Origin of the sequence: Gordonia hongkongensis (assembly GCF_023078355.1) — a bacterium.
GTDB lineage: Bacteria > Actinomycetota > Actinomycetes > Mycobacteriales > Mycobacteriaceae > Gordonia > Gordonia hongkongensis.
The window spans coordinates 3,450,390-3,468,984 of record NZ_CP095552.1 but is presented as its reverse complement, the minus strand read 5'-3'; the positions used below and the strand labels follow the sequence as shown (position 1 = coordinate 3,468,984).

Genomic DNA, 18,595 nt, shown 5'->3' with positions numbered 1-18,595 from the left:
CGCCCCGACCGTTCACCTGGGTCTGACACGGTGGCCGGATGGGTACCCCCGTCGTCATGTCGATCCCCGAATTGTCCTCGGCCCTGCACGAACTGCGCGACGACCTCGACCGCGCCGAGGTGCAGGCCGAATCGCTCATCGCCGCCGTCGCCGACCAGCACCGGGACAGCGCCCGCAACCTCGTGCACTACGTCGCGGTGCGACGCCGCGATCTGCGTCCGCTGCAGGAGTCGATGTCCGCGCACGGACTGTCGAGTCTCGGCCGGATGGAGTCGATCGTCTATTCGTGGATCGAGACGGTGATCGAAACGGTGGACGCCTTGGCCGAGGGTCGCACCCGGCATCCGATCTGGGGTGACCTCGCGGGCGGGGTGCGGACCCTGACGCGTAATCGCGACCGGCTCCTCGGGCGCGTGCATCCCGGTGGCGGCGATGACGCCATCGTCGACGGACCCGGTGACGAGCACGGCGAGCGGGCCACCCGTGTGATGGTCACGATGCCGACCCAGGCCGCCGACGACCCCGACCTCGTCCGCGCCATGGGTGCCGCCGGAATGGACGTCGCGCGGGTGAACTGCGCACACGACGGCCCGGCCGAGTGGGCGCGGATGATCGAGTCGGTGCGTGCTCTACCCGGCCGGGTGCGGGTGGCGATGGATCTCGCCGGTCCGAAGTTGCGCACCGGCCCGCTCGAACCGGGACCGAAGGTGATCAAGGTCAAACCGGTCCGCGCCGACGATGGCACCGTCGAACGGCGGTCGCGGGTGCGGCTCAGTGCCGCACCGTTCGATCCCGGCGCACGCCTGCCCGACGGCATCGACGCGGTCATCCCGGTACGCGCACTCGTCGACGTCGTGCAGGGAGACCGGTTGCGCCTACGGGACGCTCGTGGTCGCCGACGGCGACTCGAGGTGGTCGCGGTGTCCGAGGCGGGGATCGACGTCGAATGCGATCGCACCGTCTACTACGAGACGGGTACGCCGATCGGGTTGTCGGGCTCTGCCGACGCCGCTCCGATCGTCGTCGACGATCTGCCCGAGAAGCGTCAGCATCTGCTCGTGCGCACCGGTGACGAGATCCGGCTACAGCGCGACCTCACGCCGACACCGGCGACCCGGACCGGGCCGCATCGGATCGGATGCGAGCTCGGGGACGCCTTCGACGACGTCGAGGCGGGCCATCGGGTGTTGTTCGACGACGGCAAGATCGCCGGGCGAGTGAGGGAGAAGCTCGACGACGAGATCGTGGTCGACGTCGAGCGTGCCGCGCCGGGTGGGACGAAACTCCGTGCCGAGAAGGGCATCAACCTCCCGGACACGACGCTGCACATCCCGGCGCTCACCGCGTCGGACCGCGATGACCTCGAGTTCGTCGCGGTACATGCCGACATGGTGAACTGCTCGTTCGTCCGTTCCCCGGAGGATGTGGCCGACCTCATCGACGAACTGAACCGTCGCGGTGCGTCCGATGTGGGCATCGTGCTGAAGATCGAGACCAGGGCGGCCTTCGGGTCGCTCCCGCAGATGCTGCTCGAGGCGATGCGCTGGGACGCGGTCGGGGTCATGATCGCTCGCGGCGACCTGGCCGTCGAGGTCGGGTTCGGCCGGCTCGCCGAAGTGCAGGAGGAGATCCTCTGGCTGTGCGAGGCCGCGCATGTCCCCGTCATCTGGGCGACACAGGTGCTCGACGGACTGGCCAAGAAGGGCGTGCCGTCCCGGGCCGAGGTCACCGACGCCGCGATGAGCCGGCGCGCGGAGGGCGTGATGCTGAACAAGGGGCCTTATATCGTCGAGGCCATCGAGGCGCTGACGTCGATCCTCGACCGGATGGGTGGTCATGTCGAGAAGAAGCGCTCGCTGCTGCGGCCGCTGACCTCGTTCGACATCGATCCGGGGTAGGCCGGCGGGCATGTCGGGGCACGTCGTGTCGGTACCCGGTGGGAGAATGTCCCGGTGAGGTTCTACCGGGATGAGGCCGTCGTGCTGCGCCAGCACAAGCTGGGCGAAGCCGACCGCATCATCACGCTGCTCACCGCCGAGCACGGTCTCGTGCGCGCGGTCGCCAAGGGCGTGCGGCGGACGCGGTCCAAGTTCGGCGCCCGGCTCGAACCCTTCGCTCACATCGACGTACATCTGTACCCCGGCCGCAGCCTCGACGTGGTCACCCAGGTCCACAGCCTGCACGCCTTCGCCGACGCCATCGTCGCCGACTACGGGCGCTACACCACGGCCTGCGCGGTCCTCGAGACCGCGGAGCGGCTCGCGGGTGAGGAACGAGCGCCCACCCGTCAGCTGCACCGGCTGACGGTCGGGGCGTTGGCCGCGCTGGCCGACGACCGCCGGCCGCGAGAACTGATCCTCGACGCCTACCTGCTGCGCGCGATGTACAGCGCGGGCTGGATGCCGGCGCTCGAGGAGTGCGCGCGGTGCGCGACACCCGGCCCCCACCGCGCTTTCCACGTCGCCGCCGGCGGCGCCGTCTGTCTGCCGTGCCGGCCACCCGGATCGGCGACCCCCTCGCCCGGCGTGCTCGACCTCATGGAGGCCCTGTTCCGCGGTCGGTGGGATGAGGTCGTCGACGCCACGCCGTCGCTGCGTCGACAGGCCAGCGGACTCACCGCCGCGCATCTGCAGTGGCATCTGGAACGCCAGCTCCGAACCCTGCCGCTGATCGAACGCACCGCCCCTCATAGGCTGATGGAGACGGGTGTGGACACGGGCGTGAGGAGGGTCGACGATGGCGTTGCGGCCGGGTAGTTCGGCGAAGGGACGCAAGGCCGCGAGCCTCCGGACGGATGTCCGTCCCCCCGATCCGCATCCGAGCGGTGCCCGGCCCCCGGCGATCCCCGCGGAGTTCGTGCCCAAGCACGTGGCGCTGGTGATGGACGGGAACGGGCGCTGGGCCACCGACCGCGGGTTCCCGCGCACCGAGGGGCACAAGCGCGGCGAGGCCGTGTTGATGGACACCGTCTGCGGCTGTATCGAATTGGGGGTCGGCTGGCTCTCCGCCTACGCGTTCTCCACCGAGAACTGGTCGCGCAGCCCCGACGAGGTGAAGTTCCTCATGGGCTTCAACCGCGACGTCATCCGCCGTCGACGCGATGAGATGCACGAGATGGGCGTCCGGGTGCGCTGGGCCGGACGCCGACCCCGGTTGTGGCGCAGCGTGATCCGGGAACTCGAGATCGCCGAGGAGATGACCCGCGACAACACCGTCATGACGCTCACGATGTGCGTCAACTACGGCGGTCGTGCCGAGATCGCCGACGCCGCACGGGAGATCGCGCGACGCGCGGCGCGCGCGGCGAGATCGACCCGGAGCGCATCTCGGAGTCGACCTTCGCGCGGTACCTGGACGAGCCGGACATGCCCGACGTCGACCTGTTCCTGCGTCCGTCGGGGGAGCAGCGGATCTCGAACTTCCTGCTGTGGCAGTCGGCGTACGCCGAGATGGTCTACCAGGAGAAGCTCTTCCCGGACTTCGACCGGCGTGACCTGTGGGCGGCCTGCCTCGAATACGCATCGCGCGACCGGCGATTCGGCGGGGTGAAGCCGTCGTGACCGACGCCGCCGCGCTCCTCGACCGGACCGCGCAGATCGTCGCCGAACTCGGTCCCGTCGACCGACCCGACGCCGACTCCCTCGTCGTGCAGGTCGGTCCGACGCGTGCCTCCATCCGCGTGCTCACGCTGGCCGACGGGCTCGACGTGCTGGCCCTGACGCAGATGGTCGCGATGGACCTGCCCAACACGCCGACGCTCCGGGACGACGTCGAGGCGTGCGCCGCCCAGCTCAGCTTCGGCAGCCTCCGACGCTCCGATCGTGTGGGGGTCACCACGGATGTGTTGCAGTACTACACGTTTCCCGCGAGCCAGCTCGACGACGTGCCGCTGCTGACGGTTCTGCACATCGTCCTCGCCGCCGGTGTCGACGCCGCCGAACGGCTGGTGGGCCCGGCTTCTGCTTGAGTCTGGCGACATCGGATCCCGCTCCCTGAGGACTGAGAAGCGTTGAGCACAACCAATGCTCCCTGAGGCGTTGAGCGCGACCTATGCTCCCTGAGGTGCGCACGAAGCGAGTCACGAAGGGCCGCAACGTGTCTCGCCAGGACCCTAATGGGGGTGGATCGGCGTCCTGCAGGGGATGCTGGTTTGTGTGAGCCTTCCCGGCCGGTGACCACTCCGAGACCCTGAAACGGTGTCGGATTTCTACACGAAGACCGTGGCCCGGCCGGGTAAGGATCACCCGCTAGAACGCTTCTGGGATGTCGTGCCCCCTGAACCATGTGGGGTGAGCACTGATCCATTAGGCCGCGTCAAGGGTGATCGCCCCAAGGTTCACACCGACGATCGATCGAGACGACCGAAGACGAGGTGAACGACCGACATGATCTGTGTGGGCAACGACTGGGCGTCGGATCATCACGACGTGAACGTGATGGATGAACACGGCACCACCCTGGCCACCCGCCGACTACCCGAGAACGCGGCCGGCGTGACGGCGATGCATGACCTGCTCGCCCGGTTCGCCCACGACCCCTCTGAGGTGGTGGTGGGGATCGAAACCGATCACGGCATGTGGGTCGCCGCCCTGGTCGCCGCGGGCTATCAGGTGTATGCGATCAACCCGTTGTCGGTGTCGCGGTACCGCGACCGCCACCATGTCGGGGGCACCAAATCCGATAAGGCTGACGCGAAAACGCTGGCTGATCTGGTGCGGACCGACCGGCACAATCATCGATTGGTCGCCGCCGACACCGTCGAGGTCAAGGCGATCACGGTGATGGCCCGTACGCATCAGAATCTGGTGTGGGCGCGCTCAGCACAACAGAACGTGTTGCGCGCTCAACTGGGCGCCTACTATCCGGCCGCGGTCGATGCCTTCGGCGGCGACCTCGCCCACAAAGACTGCCTGGCGGTGTTGCGTCGCGCTCCCACCCCACGACAGGGAGCGGCACTGACGGTCGCGGCGATCCGATCAGCTCTGAAAAGGGTGGCCGCCAACGCAATACCGATACCCGTGCCCGCGAGATCCAGCAGGCCCTGCGTGGGGGCGGTCATCTGAGCGCACCGGAGGCACTTACCGCAGCGTATGCGGCGACCGTGACCGTGACGGTTAACATGCTGACGACGCTCAACACCCAAATTGATCAACTGGAAACCAGTATGGCCCAGTCTTTTAGAGCGCATCCGGACGCCGAGATCTACCTGTCCATGCCCGGAGTCGGTGACATCACCGGCGCCCGGATGCTTGGCGAGTTCGGGGACGACCCCGAACGCTATGCCACCGCCAAGTCTCGCAGAAACTATGCCGGCACCTCACCACGGACCATCGCCTCAGGCAAAGGGCACGTCGTGCTGGCCCGCCATATCCGCAACACCCGCCTCAACGCCGCCGCCATGGCGATGGCGCAAAGCGCGCTGACCGGCAGTCCCGGCGCCCGCGTCTACTACGACAGCCTGCGAGATCAGAAGAAGTCCCACCCCCAAGCCTTGCGTGCGCTCGCCAACCGGCTCATCGGCATCCTCCACGGCTGCCTCAAACACCGCACCCTCTACAACGAACACACCGCCTGGAACCACCGCGCCAACCTCGCCGCTTGACACCTTGCACCCCTGGGATGTCTTCGTGGCTCGTCGCTAGCGCTCCTCGCACCTCAGGGAGCAGAGGGAGGGGCATCGCTCGCACGCCACAGACCAGCGGTGTGTGGTTCTTTCGGATCAGGGACCAGTGGGGTGTGGTGTTTCGGATCAGGGGGCGCTGAAAGCTCAGTCCTTCTTGGTGGTCCGGCAGTCCGCGCAGCGCCCGAAGACCTCGACGGTGTGGTTGATGTCGGAGAAGCCGTGCTGGGCGGCGATCTTCGCGGCCCAGCGTTCGACCGGTTCGGCCTGGACCTCGACGGTGGTGCCGCACTCCCGGCACACGAGATGGTGATGGTGTCCCGACGAACAGTGGCGGTAGCGGGTCTCACCGGAGCCGTCCCACAGGACATCGATCTGCCCGGCCTGGCTCAGCGCCTGCAGATTGCGGTACACCGTCGTCAGGCCGATGGATTCGCCCCGGGCCTTAAGGATCTCGTGGAGTTCCTGCGCGGAGCAGAAGTCCTCGGTGCCGGCCAGGGCGTCGGCGATCGCAGCGCGTTGGCGCGTCGACCGGATGCCGGTGACCGGCTGCGGGCCCGAGGCGACGCCACTCATTCGTTCACCACCCGGGACGCATCGGACGGCACGGCGCGGCCGTCGGTGGTCTCGTTCGCGTGGATCAGCGCATCGCCGACGATGTGCGCGACGTGGTCGTCGAGGAGTTCGTAGGTGATCTCACGACCGTTGCGCTGGCCCCGCACCACACCGGCGTCTTTGAGCACGCGCAGGTGCTGGCTGACCAGTGGCTGACTCAGGCCGAGGTGCCCGACGAGTTCGTGCACGCACTGCACCCGCTCGCGCAGGGACAGCACGATCGCGACGCGGGTGGGGGAGGCGAGGGCGCGCAGGAGGTCGGCGGCGGCTTCCCGCGCCGCGGCATCGGCCGTCTCGATCGGTCCGGGCCCGTCCAACGGTTGCGTCGACATCGCGCTCCTCTCGCCTGGCTCGCGCCACTGATCCGGCCATTCTATCGGAAATGGTTTTCAATCCATGCCACCGGTGTCGCCGCTGGTCAGCCCTCGTCTGCACGTCGGCGCTCGGCCGGCGGCGGGACCCCGTCCGCACCTGCGGTCGACAACGCGTAGGTTGCGACCGCGGACGCGACCGCAGCCGAGTTGACGCCCAGCAGGTCGGTGTTCAGGTTGTCGAGGGTGTCGCGCGCGGTGTGATAGTCGGGGTCGAAGGGTTCGCCGGCCCGGCCGCCCCACATCTTCGCCTGCGCTTCGTCCTTCTCTGTTTCCGCGCCGGTGAACACCCCGCCGGAGGGGATGCCCACCGCGATGAACGGGCCGTAATCGGAACGGCCGTCGAAGTCGTCGGGGGCGAGGGGGATGCCGCGATCGGCGTAGAACTTCTCGAAGGTCCGCTCGATGCCCCCGGAGCCGTCCGGGCCGGGGCCGGCTCCCTGACGCTCGGAGTCGTCGCCGTCGTACGTGAAGTACCCGCCGTTGGGTGAGGCGAGCATGTCGAAGTTCAGGTAGAGGGCCACCGCCGTACGCGCGGCCGGGTCGAGTCCCCGGACGTACTCGGTGGAGCCCACGAGCCCGTCCTCCTCCGCGCCCCAGAACGCGAATCGCACGCGGTGCGGGACCCGCGGCGACGACCCGAGTCGCAGAGCCGTCTCGAGCACGGCCGCGGAGCCGCTGGCGTTGTCGTTCATGCCGGGTCCCTCGGCGACGCTGTCGAGGTGTGCGCCGGCCATGACGACGTCGTCGCCGGAGCCCGTCCGGGTCTCGGCGATCAAGTTGCGCGTGGTGATGCCGGTGGTCTTCGCCTCGACCGCAAGCGCGACCGATCGCGCCGACCGCACCCGATCGGCGTCGTCGCCCGCGATGCCGAGGACCGGGATCCCCGGGCGGTCGTCCGGCCCCAGGGTGGCGCCGGTGAGCGGGCCGGGTTCGTTGTTGACCATGACGACCCCGACCGCGCCGGCCGACTCCGCGTTCCGTGCCTTGTCGGCGAAGGTGCAGGTTCCTCGGGTGATGACGGCGATCGCACCACGCGTCGTGGCCGGAAAGTCGGTGCTTGCGCATCCGAGGCCGTTGACGGCGACCGGGGCCCCGGTGACCGGGGTGTCGCCGGTTCCGGCCGAATACTCGACGACGCGGGTGGCGACCTTCAGGCCGTCGGCGGTGAGGCTGACCGGACCGGCGTCGAAGCGCTCGTACTCGACGGGCGGCGTCGTCACGTCGAAGCCCGCCGTGCGGAGGAGCCCGGCGACGTAGTCCAGCGAGTCGTCGTACCCGGGTGTGCCGGCCGCGCGGTTGCCGCCGTTGTTGTCGGCGATCTGGGCCAGTGCGCGAACGTGCGCCATCACGTTGTCGAGGGTGACGGCGTCGGCCAGCGCGGCCGGGGTGACCTCGTCGATCGGCGGTTCGGGAGAGGGCGTCGACACCGGCGCCGACGAGGGTCGCTCGGGCTCGGCGGGCTGCTCGGACGAACACCCCACGGCCAGTGCCATTGTCAGTGCGAGGCCGGCCGAGGCGAGGACCGGCCGACGCCCGCGGGCCGATGGGGGGACGCCGACGCGTCGTCGTATGCGAACGATCACCCTGCCACTCTGGCAGTTCCCGTCCGTGCATGTGGGTCCGACGGGTGCACCGTTGCCGGTGGTTTCGGGAAACGGCACACGTGCTCGGTAGTCTGTACGGGTTGCCGCCCGCATCTGGTGGATGCACGTCGAGCACCGAGCGTCAGCACGACCGTCCCAGCCGAACACCTCAACCCGTGGAGAGCAGTTAACCGTGGCCGCCCAGTCCAATGTGGAATCCGTCGTCAACCTCGCCAAGCGCCGGGGCCTGGTGTACCAGTGCGGTGAGATCTACGGCGGTACCAAATCGGCGTGGGACTACGGCCCGCTCGGCGTCGAACTCAAGGAGAACATCAAGCGGCAGTGGTGGCGCACGATGGTCATCAGCCGCGAGGACGTCGTCGGCCTCGACTCGTCGGTCATCCTGCCGCGTCAGGTGTGGGAGGCCTCCGGCCACGTCGAGGTGTTCACCGACCCGCTGGTCGAGTCGCTGCACACCCACAAGCGCTACCGCGCCGACCATCTCATCGAGGCCTACGAGGCGAAGCACGGGCACCCGCCGGCCAACGGTCTGGCCGACATCAACGACCCGGAGACCGGGCAGCCCGGCAACTGGACCGAACCCAAGGCGTTCAGCGGTCTGATGAAGACGTTCCTCGGGCCCGTCGACGACGAAGAGGGTCTGCACTACCTGCGTCCCGAGACCGCACAGGGCATCTTCGTGAACTTCAAGAACGTGATGACCACCGCGCGCAAGAAGCCGCCGTTCGGCATCGCGCAGATCGGCAAGAGCTTCCGCAACGAGATCACACCGGGCAACTTCATCTTCCGCACCCGCGAGTTCGAGCAGATGGAGATGGAGTTCTTCGTCAAGCCGGGCGAGGACGAGGAATGGCACCAGTACTGGATCGACCAGCGCTTCGACTGGTACGTCAACCTGGGCATCGACCCGGAGAACCTGCGGCTCTACGACCACCCGAAGGAGAAGCTGTCGCACTACTCCAAGCGGACTGTGGACGTGGAGTACAAGTTCGGCTTCACCGGCAACCCGTGGGGTGAGCTCGAGGGTGTCGCCAACCGGACCGACTACGACCTGTCCACCCACAGCAAGCACTCGGGGGAGGACCTGTCGTTCTTCGACCAGGCGTCGGGTGAGCGCTACACCCCGTTCGTGATCGAGCCGGCGGCCGGCCTGACCCGCTCGCTGATGGCCTTCCTGTGCGACGCCTACACCGAGGAGGAGGTGCCGAACGCCAAGGGCGGCACCGACACTCGCACCGTGCTGCGGCTCGACCGCCGGCTGGCCCCGATCAAGGTCGCCGTGCTGCCGCTCTCGCGCAACGAGAAGCTCTCGCCGAAGGCCCGCGACCTCGCCGCCGAGCTCCGCAAGCACTGGAATGTCGAGTTCGACGACGCACAGGGCATCGGCAAGCGGTACCGCCGGCAGGACGAGATCGGCACGCCGTTCTGCGTGACGGTCGACTTCGACACCCTCGACGACCAGGCCGTCACGGTGCGCGAACGGGACACCATGAGCCAGGAGCGGGTCGCGCTCGACAAGGTCGCCGAGTATCTCGGCGGCAAGCTGCTCGGCGCCTGATCCTGCTCCCGGCCGCGCGGGCCGGGTGTTCACGATTCCGCCTGACCTGCGGATGTCTGTCACAATCGATGACGAGTTGTCGCGTGGAGTAGGGCATGGGGTCCGTCGTGCGCGCGACGAGAGAGTGAGTGGAGTCGTGTCTGTCAGCGGGAAAGTCGTTCATTACGACGCGAATCGGGGATTCGGGTTCTTGGCGCCGGAATCGGGCGGCGCCGATGTGTTCCTCCACATCAACGACATCGACATCGACGAGAACTCGTTGAAACCGGGTGCCAAGGTGTCCTTCGACATCGAGGAGACCGACCGCGGTTCCAAGGCCGTCAACGTCGCGGTGACCGAGGCCGCGCCGGCCGACGACACCGCCGGCGCACGGGCGCACCGCCGCGACGAGCACCACGGCCGCGACCGTGATCGTGGGGACCGGGGCGACCGCGGACGTCACGACGACCGCGGCAGTCGTCGTCCGCGCGGCGGGGGTGGCTCGCTGGATGCCGCCGCGTTCACCGAAGAGCTCACCGAGCTGCTCCTCGACGCCGACGGCGCCCTCACGGCTCGTCAGATCGTGGCGATCAGGCAGCGGGTCACCGACTTCGCCGTCGCCCGGGGCTGGGTGCTTGACTAGCACCCGACAGGTTCCCGAGACGGTCGGGCATGTGCTCCCGACGGTGGCAACCTACGGCGACGAGGCCGTCGAGCGGTTCGTGCCCGAGGGCGCCAAGGTCGCGAGCCTGCCCGGCACCCGGACCGACCATCGAAGCGACTTCGCGCGGGACCGTGCGCGGGTCCTGCACTCGGCCGCCCTGCGCAGGCTGGCCGACAAGACGCAGGTCGTCGGTCCGCGCGAGGGCGACACGCCCCGTACCCGGCTCACACATTCGCTCGAGGTCGGGCAGATCGGCCGGGGGATCGCCATCGGTCTCGGCGCCGAACCCGACCTCGTCGAACTCGCCGGACTCGCCCACGACATCGGGCATCCGCCCTACGGACACAACGGCGAACGCGCGCTCGACGAGGTGGCGGCGGACCACGGTGGTTTCGAGGGCAACGCCCAGAACCTGCGCATCCTGACGCGGCTCGAACCCAAGCTGCTCGATGCCGACGGGCGCAGCGCCGGCCTCAACCTCACCCGCGCGTCGCTGGACGCGACCCTGAAGTATCCGTGGACCCGACGCACGCTCGGAGGCAAGTTCGGCGCCTACGACGACGATGCCGCCACGCTGGCGTGGATTCGTCGGGAGGCGCCCGGGACCCGACAGTGCGTCGAGGCCCAGATCATGGACTGGTCCGACGACGTGGCGTACTCCGTGCACGACCTCGAGGACGGCGTCATCGGTGGCCGAATCGACCTGCGGACCCTCGGCGATCCGCAGGACCAACGCGCGCTCGCCGACATCGGCGCCAAGGAATTCCCGGGTCTCGACCCCGAGGCCCTCGTCGACGCCGCCGCCCGCCTGCACCGCATGGACATCGTGCGGTCGGTGGGTGTCTTCGACGGCACGCTCGACTCCTACGTCGCGCTCAAGAGGTTGACCAGTGAGTTCATCGGCCGCTTCGCGTCGGCCGCGATCACCGGCACCCGCGAGGTGGTCGGCGACCGGCCGGTCTCGCGCTACGACGCCGACCTCGAGGTGCCGGAACTCATCGCCGCCGAGGTGTCGATGCTCAAGACCCTGGCACTGCGGTTCATCTTCTCCAACGAGCGACACAAGGCGACGCAGCGTCGTCAGCGGGAACGCATCCACCGGGTCGCGAACTGGTTCGCCGAGGCGGCGCCCGGGGGCCTGGACCCGATCTTCGTGCCGTGGTGGAACGCCGCGTCCGACGATGCCGCCCGCATGCGGGTCATCGTCGACCAGATCGCGTCCATGACCGAAGGCCGGCTCGAGCGCACCGACAAGCACAATTCGGGGGCCCAGGCGCATCTGGGGTAGGCCGGGCGTGGTCGACGAAGCACCCGGCCGGGCGGCCTCACCGGCGTCACTACACTGGTCGCGTGGCAGGCCGAATTCCCGATCGCGACATCACGGCGATCCGTGAGCAGACGAGGATCGAGGACATCGTCGGCGACTACGTCGCCCTCCGGCGCGCCGGTGCCGACAGCCTCAAGGGCCTGTGCCCCTTCCACGACGAGAAGTCGCCGTCGTTCCACGTCCGTCCCAACCACGGCCACTTCCACTGCTTCGGCTGCGGCGAAGGCGGCGACGTGTACAGCTTCCTGCAGAAGCAGGAGCACATCAGCTTCGTCGAGGCGGTCGAGCAGCTCGCCGACCGGATCGGCTACCAGATCAACTACGAGGGCGGCGGTACCGCCATCAAGCGGGACCGCGGCACCCGCGCCCGACTGGTGGCCGCCAACGCCGCCGCGGCCAAGTTCTACGCGGCCGCGCTGCAGTCACCCGAGGCGCAGCCGGCGCGCGACTACCTCAAGGAACGCGACTTCGACGCGGTGGCGGCCGTTCAATTCGGTTGCGGTTACGCACCTGCCGGCTGGGACACGATGACCAAGGCGCTGCTGTCGCAGGGCTTCGAGTTCAGCGAACTCGAAGCCGCCGGTCTGTCCAAACAAGGACGCAAGGGGCCGATCGACCGCTTCCATCGCCGTCTCCTGTGGCCGATCCGCAACCTCGGCGGGGACATCATCGGCTTCGGCGCCCGCAAACTGTTCGACGACGACAACCTCGGCAAGTACATGAACACGCCGGAGACCATGCTGTACAAGAAGTCTCAGGTGCTGTTCGGTCTCGACCACGCGAAGAAGAGCATCGCCAAGGGGCATCAGGTGGTGGTCGTCGAGGGCTACACCGACGTCATGGCGATGCATCTGGCCGGCGTCACCACCGCGGTCGCCTCGTGTGGCACCGCCTTCGGTGAGGACCACCTCGCCCTCATCCGGCGGCTGATGATGGACGACTCGTACTTCCGCGGCGAGGTCATCTACACGTTCGACGGGGACGATGCCGGAAAAGCAGCCGCGCTCAAGGCCTTCGAGGGCGAACAGTCCATCTCGGGGCAGACGTTCGTGGCGATCGCGCCCGATGGCATGGATCCCTGCGAACTCCGGCAGGAGAAGGGCGACGCCGCCGTCCGCGACCTGGTCGCCCGTCGGGTGCCGATGTTCGAGTTCGCGATCAAGGCCCTCCTCGCCGGCCACGACCTCGACACCGCGGAGGGCCGCGTGCACGCGTTGCGCGACACCGTGCCGGTGGTCGCCCGGATCAAGGACATCGCGCTGCGTGACGAGTACGCTCGCCAGCTGGCCGGTTGGGTCGGTTGGGAGGAGGTCTCCCAGGTTCTCGGCAGAGTCCGCGAAGAAGGCGCGAGAATTCGAAAGGCGCAGGGCGTCAGCAACTCCGGCAGTCGGGGGAGCGGTCGCGGTGCTCGCAATCGGCCGGAGGCGGAGTCCGCGCCGACGTCGGCCCGCCCACAGCCCAACGACCCGCGCCTGTGGCCGCAGCGGGAAGCACTGAAGGCGGCGCTGCAGTATCCGGCGATCGCCGGCACGGTCTTCGACTCGCTGCCCGTCGAGTGCTTCAACGAGCCGGCCTACGCGATCATCCGCCAGGCGATGACCGGGCTCGGCGGGACGTCGTCCGGTCTGGGTGGCGCGGCCTGGGTCGACGCGGTGCGCAATGCCGTCGACGACCCGATCATCGATCCGCTCGTGACCGAACTCGCCGTCGAATCGATGCCGGTCGACGAGGACAACATCGCCCGCTACATCTCCAGCGTGCTCGCACGGTTGCAGGAGGTGTGGGTGGGCTCGCAGATCGCCGACATCAAGTCGCGCCTGCGCCGGATGGCACCCAGCGACGACCCCGACGGCTACAACGCGGTCTTCGGTGATCTCGTGGCGCTCGAGGCCTATCGTCGTAGCCTGCTGGAACAGGCTGTCGACCCGATCGTCGACGCGGGCTGACACACCCGCGTAGGTCTTCGCGCCGACGGTCGCGGGGCCGGCGGCCGATGAGTATCCGTCTCCGGCCCGGTCTACCCCGTCGGTACCCCCACGCCACCGACGGAGGCAGGAATCCATGGCGACAACGATCTTCTCGGCGACGGCATCACTCGACGGGTTCATCGCCGGACCCGGTGGCGACATGTCGTGGCTGACCCGATTCTTCGACGTGCCCGCCGACGGGCAGCCGGCGTCCACTGCAGCGGACGATGCCGCCGCACGGTTGATGCGCGGCACCGGCGCACTGCTGGTCGGCAATCGCTCGTTCCGCGGCGATGATCCCAACAAGGGCACCGACCGCGAAGGTGCGTTCGGTGGCGAATATGACGGGCCCGCTGTTGTTCTCACGCACAACCCACCCGCCGACCCCGTCGACGGCGTCACCTTCGTGTCCGATCTGCACGAGGCGGTCGAGACCGCCACCGCGATCGCGGGCGACGCCTATGTCACCGTGATCGGTGCCGATGTCGCGCGACAGATGATCGATCACGGGTTGCTCGACGAGGTGCTCGTGTTCTTCGTCCCGGTGTTTCTCGGCGCGGGCGTGCGGTTGTTCGACCGGCCCGGCGGTGGCGAGGTCCGGCTCACACCGATCCCCGGTGAGAGCGAGTACTGGTGTCGAGTGGAGCGATGAACCCGAACCGGAGTTGAACAGTCGACGACGGTTCGTGCTCCCGGCTGCGAGTCCGCCGGCGGCTGCCTACCGTGGGAGCGTGGACGCGAATGACGAGCGCAGGCAGGTCACCGAGGTGCAGCACCGCCTGATCGGGATGTACACCGACAAGAAGCCCGAAGAGGTCGCCGAGGCCGTCGAGGCCGCGTATCGGCACTTCGACGGCATCGATGTCCGCGACTTCGTGCCGCTGCTGGTCGAGCGCCGCGCCAACGAGACACTCAGTGGCTCTGCGGTGATGGCCGAATCGACCGATGTGCCACCCACAGTGGGTGAGTGAGCGCTGCGGGCCCGGCCGGGGGATTGTTTGCTCTCGCTCTGTGCTACAACGCTTTTCGTGCGTGGGGCGGGCGGGGCTCGAACCCGCGACCTACGGATTATGAGTCCGCGGCTCTAACCGACTGAGCTACCGCCCCGTGGGCCCGAGAGCCCGCTGCTGGACATTACCGCACGGTCGACGGTCATATGAATGCGGACCGGCACGACTGCCGAAGACGAGAAAACCCGTCACCTGCCGACGCGGGTGACGGGCCTCTTGCTCCCCCAACTGGACTCGAACCAGTAAACCGGGTGTTCTTCGGTTATGGTTTCCCACCTGCAGAATCGAGTCTCTGCCTGCGGGTACTGCACACAGTAACCGCTGACATGGACGGGCACAAGCGGACAGTGAGATACAGTCATCTGGCACGTATTTGGCACGCGAGAGGACAGATGGCAGTGGCCAGTAAACGAGGATTCGGCAACATCCGACGTCTCCCCTCCGGCCGATACCAGGCCCGCTACACCGGCCCCGACGGTGCCGAACACAAGGCCCCGCAGACGTTCGCCGCCAAGATCGACGCCGAAGCGTGGCTGTCGGACCGCCGCCGCGAGATCGACCGCAACCTGTGGAACCCAGCCGCAGCAGACCGGGACGTCGCCCCCACATTCGCCCCGTACGCCGAGGAATGGTTGGCGACCCGCACCGTCCGCGGCCGCCCCCTCAAGACTCGCACCCGCGACCACTACGCCGAGCTCCTCAAGCTGCACCTCATCCCCGCATTCGGCGAGCAGCGCCTCGACCAGATCACCCCGGCCGCAGTCCGCCAGTGGCACGCGAAACTCCTGCCCGGCAAGGACACCATGCGGGCGCACGCCTACAGCCTGTTGCGCACGATCATGACGTCGGCGGTCAACGCCGACCTGATCGACGCCAACCCGTGCCGGGTCGAAGGCGCAGGGTCGGCACAGCGGCGCTCACGCACCAAACCCGCCACGGTGCCCGAGCTGACCGCGATCGCCGACGCCATGCCCGACCACCTGCGCGCCTCAGTCCTCCTCGCCGGGTGGTGTGCAATGCGGTTCGGCGAGCTGATCGAGTTGCGGCGCAGCGACATCGACGTCGCCGAGGGGGTTGTGTCGATCAGCCGGGCCGCAGTCCGCGAAGGCGACACCGGTCGCTACATCGTGACCACCCCGAAGTCGGACGCCGGCATCCGCGTCGTTCACATTCCGCCGCACGTACTCCCGGCGATCGTCGAGCACCTCGACAAGCACACCGAGCGTCGTCAGGACTCGCTACTGTTCCCAGCCCCTGGTGGCGGCTACCTGTCCCCGACGTCGCTGTACCGCTACTACTACCCTGCCCGCCAGCAAGCCGGCCGCCCCGACCTGAGATTCCACGACCTGCGCCACACCGGTGCCGTGCTTGCCGCGGTCAGCGGCGCCACGCTGGCCGATCTGCAAGCCCGGCTCGGTCACTCGACCGTGGCCGCCGCCATGCGCTACCAGCACGCCGCCCAGGGCCGCGACAAGGCCATCGCCGAAGCCCTGTCGAAGCTCATCGAGGGATAACTCGTGTCGCACACGGACTTCTGCGGGCACGCACTGGTAGTCTCGACCGCGAAGAGACTCAGACCGGAGTACGCCGTAGGACGCCGATGACGATCTGAGCGCGGAGGACAGCAACCGCCGATCGGTTCTGTCACGAACGCCGGGCTTGCCGGAGCGCAGGCGAAAGGACACCGACTAGCCGCGATTCACGGCTGCCTTGTGTCTGGAGTCTCTTCCCTGATGTCTTCTCCTCGTCGCCAATGGGCGTCCATTCCCCAAGTCGCCGACCACCTCGGACTCAACGAGCGAACCGTCCGGCGCATGATCGCCGAGGGCCGCCTCAACGGCTACCGCAACGGTTCACGCTGTATCCGCCTGGACCTCAACGAGGTTGACGCCTCGATGCAGCCGTTCGGCGGTGCAGCTTGAGGCCCCCGAACAGCGAAGAGGCCCCCGCGCCAATCGAGGACCTCTCCAAGTCAGTCGCCACCAAGCAAGCCGACACCGGTCATTCTACCGACCTCGCATTCGCATGGCAGCTCGACGCGCTCGGCATCCCAGTATTCTGCCTGCCCCCAGGCGGCAGCGAGTTCGACTGGTCTGGTGACGCCCGCTGGCAGCACTACACCGCAGACGGCAACGGCGAACGTCTCAGCCGATGGCGGCCGGGATGGTCGGTCAATGCGGTGTGTGGCGAGATGCTGACCGTTTTCGATGTCGATACCAAGAACGGCGCCGGCATCGAACAGGCTCGACAGTTCCTTGCCGACAACGATATTCGCGTGTTCGGCGAGGTGTTCACACCATCGGGTGGTCGGCACTTCTACCTCGCCGGCCACCCTGACCTACGCAAGTTCACCCCTCACGGTTTCGACAAATCCCATGTCGACCTGCAAGCCAACGGCTGCAACGTTTACGCTCCTGGCACCCGCCGACCCAAGTACGGCGGAATGGGCTACGTGATCGGTGCTGATGGCCTCGACGACGCGCTCGCCGAAGGTGACGAAGCCATCGAGGTCCTCGTCGGCATGCACGCCGCCAACGTTGCCGCCACGACACAGCGCCCGCCGGTGCAGCCATGGAGTGGCGAACCTCTCGACACACGACAAAAGGCCTATGTGGACAGCGCCGTGCGTGACGAAGCTCGCATCCTCGCCAACACGGCCGACGGCAACCGACAGAATCGACTCTACGAGGCGGCGATCAAGCTCGGATCACTGATGGCGGGAACCGGTCTCGACGAGACGGAGATCCGGCGAGAGCTGACTCAGGCCGCCGAACGCAACGGCTACCTCGCCGACGACGGCCCCGCGGCCGTGCAACGACAGATCGACCGCGGTCTGGACTACGGGGCAAGGAACCCCCGCGGGGTACCACCGGCTGACGACCCGAAGCCCCTGACTGCCGCTGACACGCCGCGCCTGGCCACGAAAGTGCTCTCTCGCACCGACTTGCGTGCCCTGCCCAATCCTGAGCCACTCATCCACGACACGCTCGACCAGGGCACCACTGTGCTGCTGTACGGCAAATGGGGCACCGGAAAGAGCTTCATCGCACTCGACTGGGCCGCCAACGTGGCCACCGGCCGCAACTGGCAGGGCAGGCCGGTCGCACGACGTCGAGTCCTCTACGTCGCAGCCGAGGGCGCTTTCGGACTCAAGGGACGCGTGGACGCGTGGGAACACGCCTGGAAACGCGACATCGGTGCCGACGACCTGACCGTCTTGCCCGAGCCGGTGAACCTCACCAACGGAGTTCAAGTTGCCGAGCTGTGCCACCTCGTCGAGTGGGGATCGTTCGGCCTCATCGTGCTCGACACGTTGGCGCGGTGCATGGTTGGTGGCGACGAGAACAGCGCCAAGGACGCCGGCGTCGTCATCGACGCCATGACGAAGATCCGGCAAGCCACACCAGGCGGGCGCGGCGTGGTCCTCGGCGTCCACCACACCGGTAAGGACGCGAAGACACTGCGCGGCTCGTCTGCGTTTGAGGCAGGCGTGGACACGGTGTACCAGGTGACCACCGATGGCGGTGCGATCGACCTCATTCGGGAGAAGCGAAAGGACGGCCCCGCCGAGGACCGACACCGACTGAAGATCGAACCGATCATGGGCACGACGTCGGCGGCGATCACGTGTCACACCCCCATGACATGGGGGTCGTGTGCCGACAGGGTCATGTCATCGTTTTTGTCATCTTTCGCGGCCACGGGCGCCAGCAAGTCGGAGCTTCGGGCGGTGGCTGAGATGCCGCCCGCGTCGTTCTACAAAGGCGTATCTGAGCTGGTAGAAGCGGGTCGACTGGTCAACGTCGGCACCGACAAACAGCCCTTCTACAAGGAGGGCAGGGCATGACCGATCTGTCACGTGTCACGGAATGTCACA

The 18,595-nt window shown here is 67.9% G+C and carries 15 protein-coding genes, 1 tRNA gene and 2 pseudogenes; 14 read left to right on the top strand and 4 right to left on the bottom strand.

All coding sequences use genetic code 11. From position 1 onward, the window contains the following. Window positions 1-38: 38 nt before the first annotated feature. The 5 genes and pseudogenes from MVF96_RS15715 (at window position 39) to MVF96_RS15695 (ending at window position 5,602) form a co-directional block, all read left to right on the top strand. Window positions 39-1,898: a pyruvate kinase gene (locus MVF96_RS15715; protein ID WP_247449646.1), complete on the top strand. Its 1,860-nt coding sequence runs from the start codon at window positions 39-41 to the stop codon at window positions 1,896-1,898. Between the two features lie 54 nt (window positions 1,899-1,952). Then, the gene (gene recO, locus MVF96_RS15710; RefSeq protein ID WP_055475472.1) at window positions 1,953-2,756 is read left to right on the top strand and encodes a DNA repair protein RecO; all 804 of its coding nucleotides are present in this window, start codon (window positions 1,953-1,955) and stop codon (window positions 2,754-2,756) included. Beyond that, window positions 2,737-3,560, top strand: a pseudogene (locus MVF96_RS15705) (isoprenyl transferase). The gene recO and the pseudogene MVF96_RS15705 overlap by 20 nt, the downstream one beginning before the upstream one ends. Then, a complete protein-coding gene (locus MVF96_RS15700) occupies window positions 3,557-3,967 on the top strand; it encodes a hypothetical protein (RefSeq protein WP_226513639.1) in 411 nt (136 codons plus the stop codon). The pseudogene MVF96_RS15705 and the gene MVF96_RS15700 overlap by 4 nt, the downstream one beginning before the upstream one ends. Before the next feature lie 418 nt (window positions 3,968-4,385). After that, window positions 4,386-5,602 (top strand): annotated as a pseudogene (locus MVF96_RS15695) (IS110 family RNA-guided transposase). Window positions 5,603-5,767: 165 nt separating this feature from the next. Here the strand turns inward: MVF96_RS15695 and MVF96_RS15690 are convergent. From MVF96_RS15690 to MVF96_RS15680, 3 genes are all read right to left on the bottom strand, one after another. After that, window positions 5,768-6,196, bottom strand: a complete 429-nt coding sequence (locus tag MVF96_RS15690) for a Fur family transcriptional regulator (RefSeq protein ID WP_247449644.1) — start codon at window positions 6,194-6,196, stop codon at window positions 5,768-5,770. After that, the gene (locus MVF96_RS15685; protein WP_247449642.1) at window positions 6,193-6,567 is read right to left on the bottom strand and encodes an ArsR/SmtB family transcription factor; all 375 of its coding nucleotides are present in this window, start codon (window positions 6,565-6,567) and stop codon (window positions 6,193-6,195) included. Before MVF96_RS15685 ends, MVF96_RS15690 begins: the two co-directional genes overlap by 4 nt. Before the next feature lie 86 nt (window positions 6,568-6,653). Beyond that, window positions 6,654-8,192, bottom strand: a complete 1,539-nt coding sequence (locus tag MVF96_RS15680) for a M28 family metallopeptidase (RefSeq protein WP_247449640.1) — start codon at window positions 8,190-8,192, stop codon at window positions 6,654-6,656. 193 nt (window positions 8,193-8,385) lie between these two features. Between MVF96_RS15680 and MVF96_RS15675 the strand changes: the two genes are divergently transcribed. The 6 genes from MVF96_RS15675 to MVF96_RS15650 all read left to right on the top strand — a co-directional run bounded on the left by MVF96_RS15675 (window position 8,386) and on the right by MVF96_RS15650 (window position 14,679). Continuing rightward, the gene (locus tag MVF96_RS15675; protein WP_004023004.1) at window positions 8,386-9,771 is read left to right on the top strand and encodes a glycine--tRNA ligase; all 1,386 of its coding nucleotides are present in this window, start codon (window positions 8,386-8,388) and stop codon (window positions 9,769-9,771) included. 136 nt (window positions 9,772-9,907) lie between these two features. Then, the gene (locus MVF96_RS15670) at window positions 9,908-10,393 is read left to right on the top strand and encodes a cold-shock protein (RefSeq protein ID WP_058252071.1); all 486 of its coding nucleotides are present in this window, start codon (window positions 9,908-9,910) and stop codon (window positions 10,391-10,393) included. Beyond that, window positions 10,386-11,702: a deoxyguanosinetriphosphate triphosphohydrolase gene (locus tag MVF96_RS15665; protein WP_247449638.1), complete on the top strand. Its 1,317-nt coding sequence runs from the start codon at window positions 10,386-10,388 to the stop codon at window positions 11,700-11,702. The genes MVF96_RS15670 and MVF96_RS15665 overlap by 8 nt, the downstream gene beginning before the upstream one ends. A gap of 62 nt (window positions 11,703-11,764) precedes the next feature. After that, window positions 11,765-13,687, top strand: coding sequence for a DNA primase (dnaG, locus tag MVF96_RS15660; protein ID WP_247449636.1), 1,923 nt, complete (start codon window positions 11,765-11,767; stop codon window positions 13,685-13,687). A 115-nt stretch (window positions 13,688-13,802) separates the two neighbouring features. Further along, complete coding sequence (locus MVF96_RS15655; protein WP_086537460.1) at window positions 13,803-14,360, top strand: dihydrofolate reductase family protein; 558 nt, start codon at window positions 13,803-13,805, stop codon at window positions 14,358-14,360. A gap of 79 nt (window positions 14,361-14,439) precedes the next feature. Next, window positions 14,440-14,679 carry a three-helix bundle dimerization domain-containing protein gene (locus MVF96_RS15650; protein ID WP_247449634.1) on the top strand — a complete coding sequence of 80 codons (240 nt, stop codon included), beginning with the start codon at window positions 14,440-14,442 and terminating at the stop codon, window positions 14,677-14,679. Window positions 14,680-14,741: 62 nt separating this feature from the next. Here MVF96_RS15650 and MVF96_RS15645 read toward each other — a convergent pair. Continuing rightward, window positions 14,742-14,815: transfer RNA gene (locus MVF96_RS15645), tRNA-Ile, on the bottom strand. 295 nt (window positions 14,816-15,110) lie between these two features. Here MVF96_RS15645 and MVF96_RS15640 point away from each other — a divergent pair. From MVF96_RS15640 to MVF96_RS15630, 3 genes are all read left to right on the top strand, one after another. After that, window positions 15,111-16,232, top strand: a complete 1,122-nt coding sequence (locus tag MVF96_RS15640) for a tyrosine-type recombinase/integrase (protein ID WP_247449632.1) — start codon at window positions 15,111-15,113, stop codon at window positions 16,230-16,232. A 219-nt stretch (window positions 16,233-16,451) separates the two neighbouring features. Beyond that, the gene (locus MVF96_RS15635; RefSeq protein ID WP_247449630.1) at window positions 16,452-16,640 is read left to right on the top strand and encodes a helix-turn-helix transcriptional regulator; all 189 of its coding nucleotides are present in this window, start codon (window positions 16,452-16,454) and stop codon (window positions 16,638-16,640) included. Next, entirely contained in the window at window positions 16,637-18,565 is a 1,929-nt protein-coding gene (locus tag MVF96_RS15630) for an AAA family ATPase (protein ID WP_247449628.1), read from the top strand. Before MVF96_RS15635 ends, MVF96_RS15630 begins: the two co-directional genes overlap by 4 nt. The last annotated feature ends 30 nt before the right edge of the window (window positions 18,566-18,595 follow it).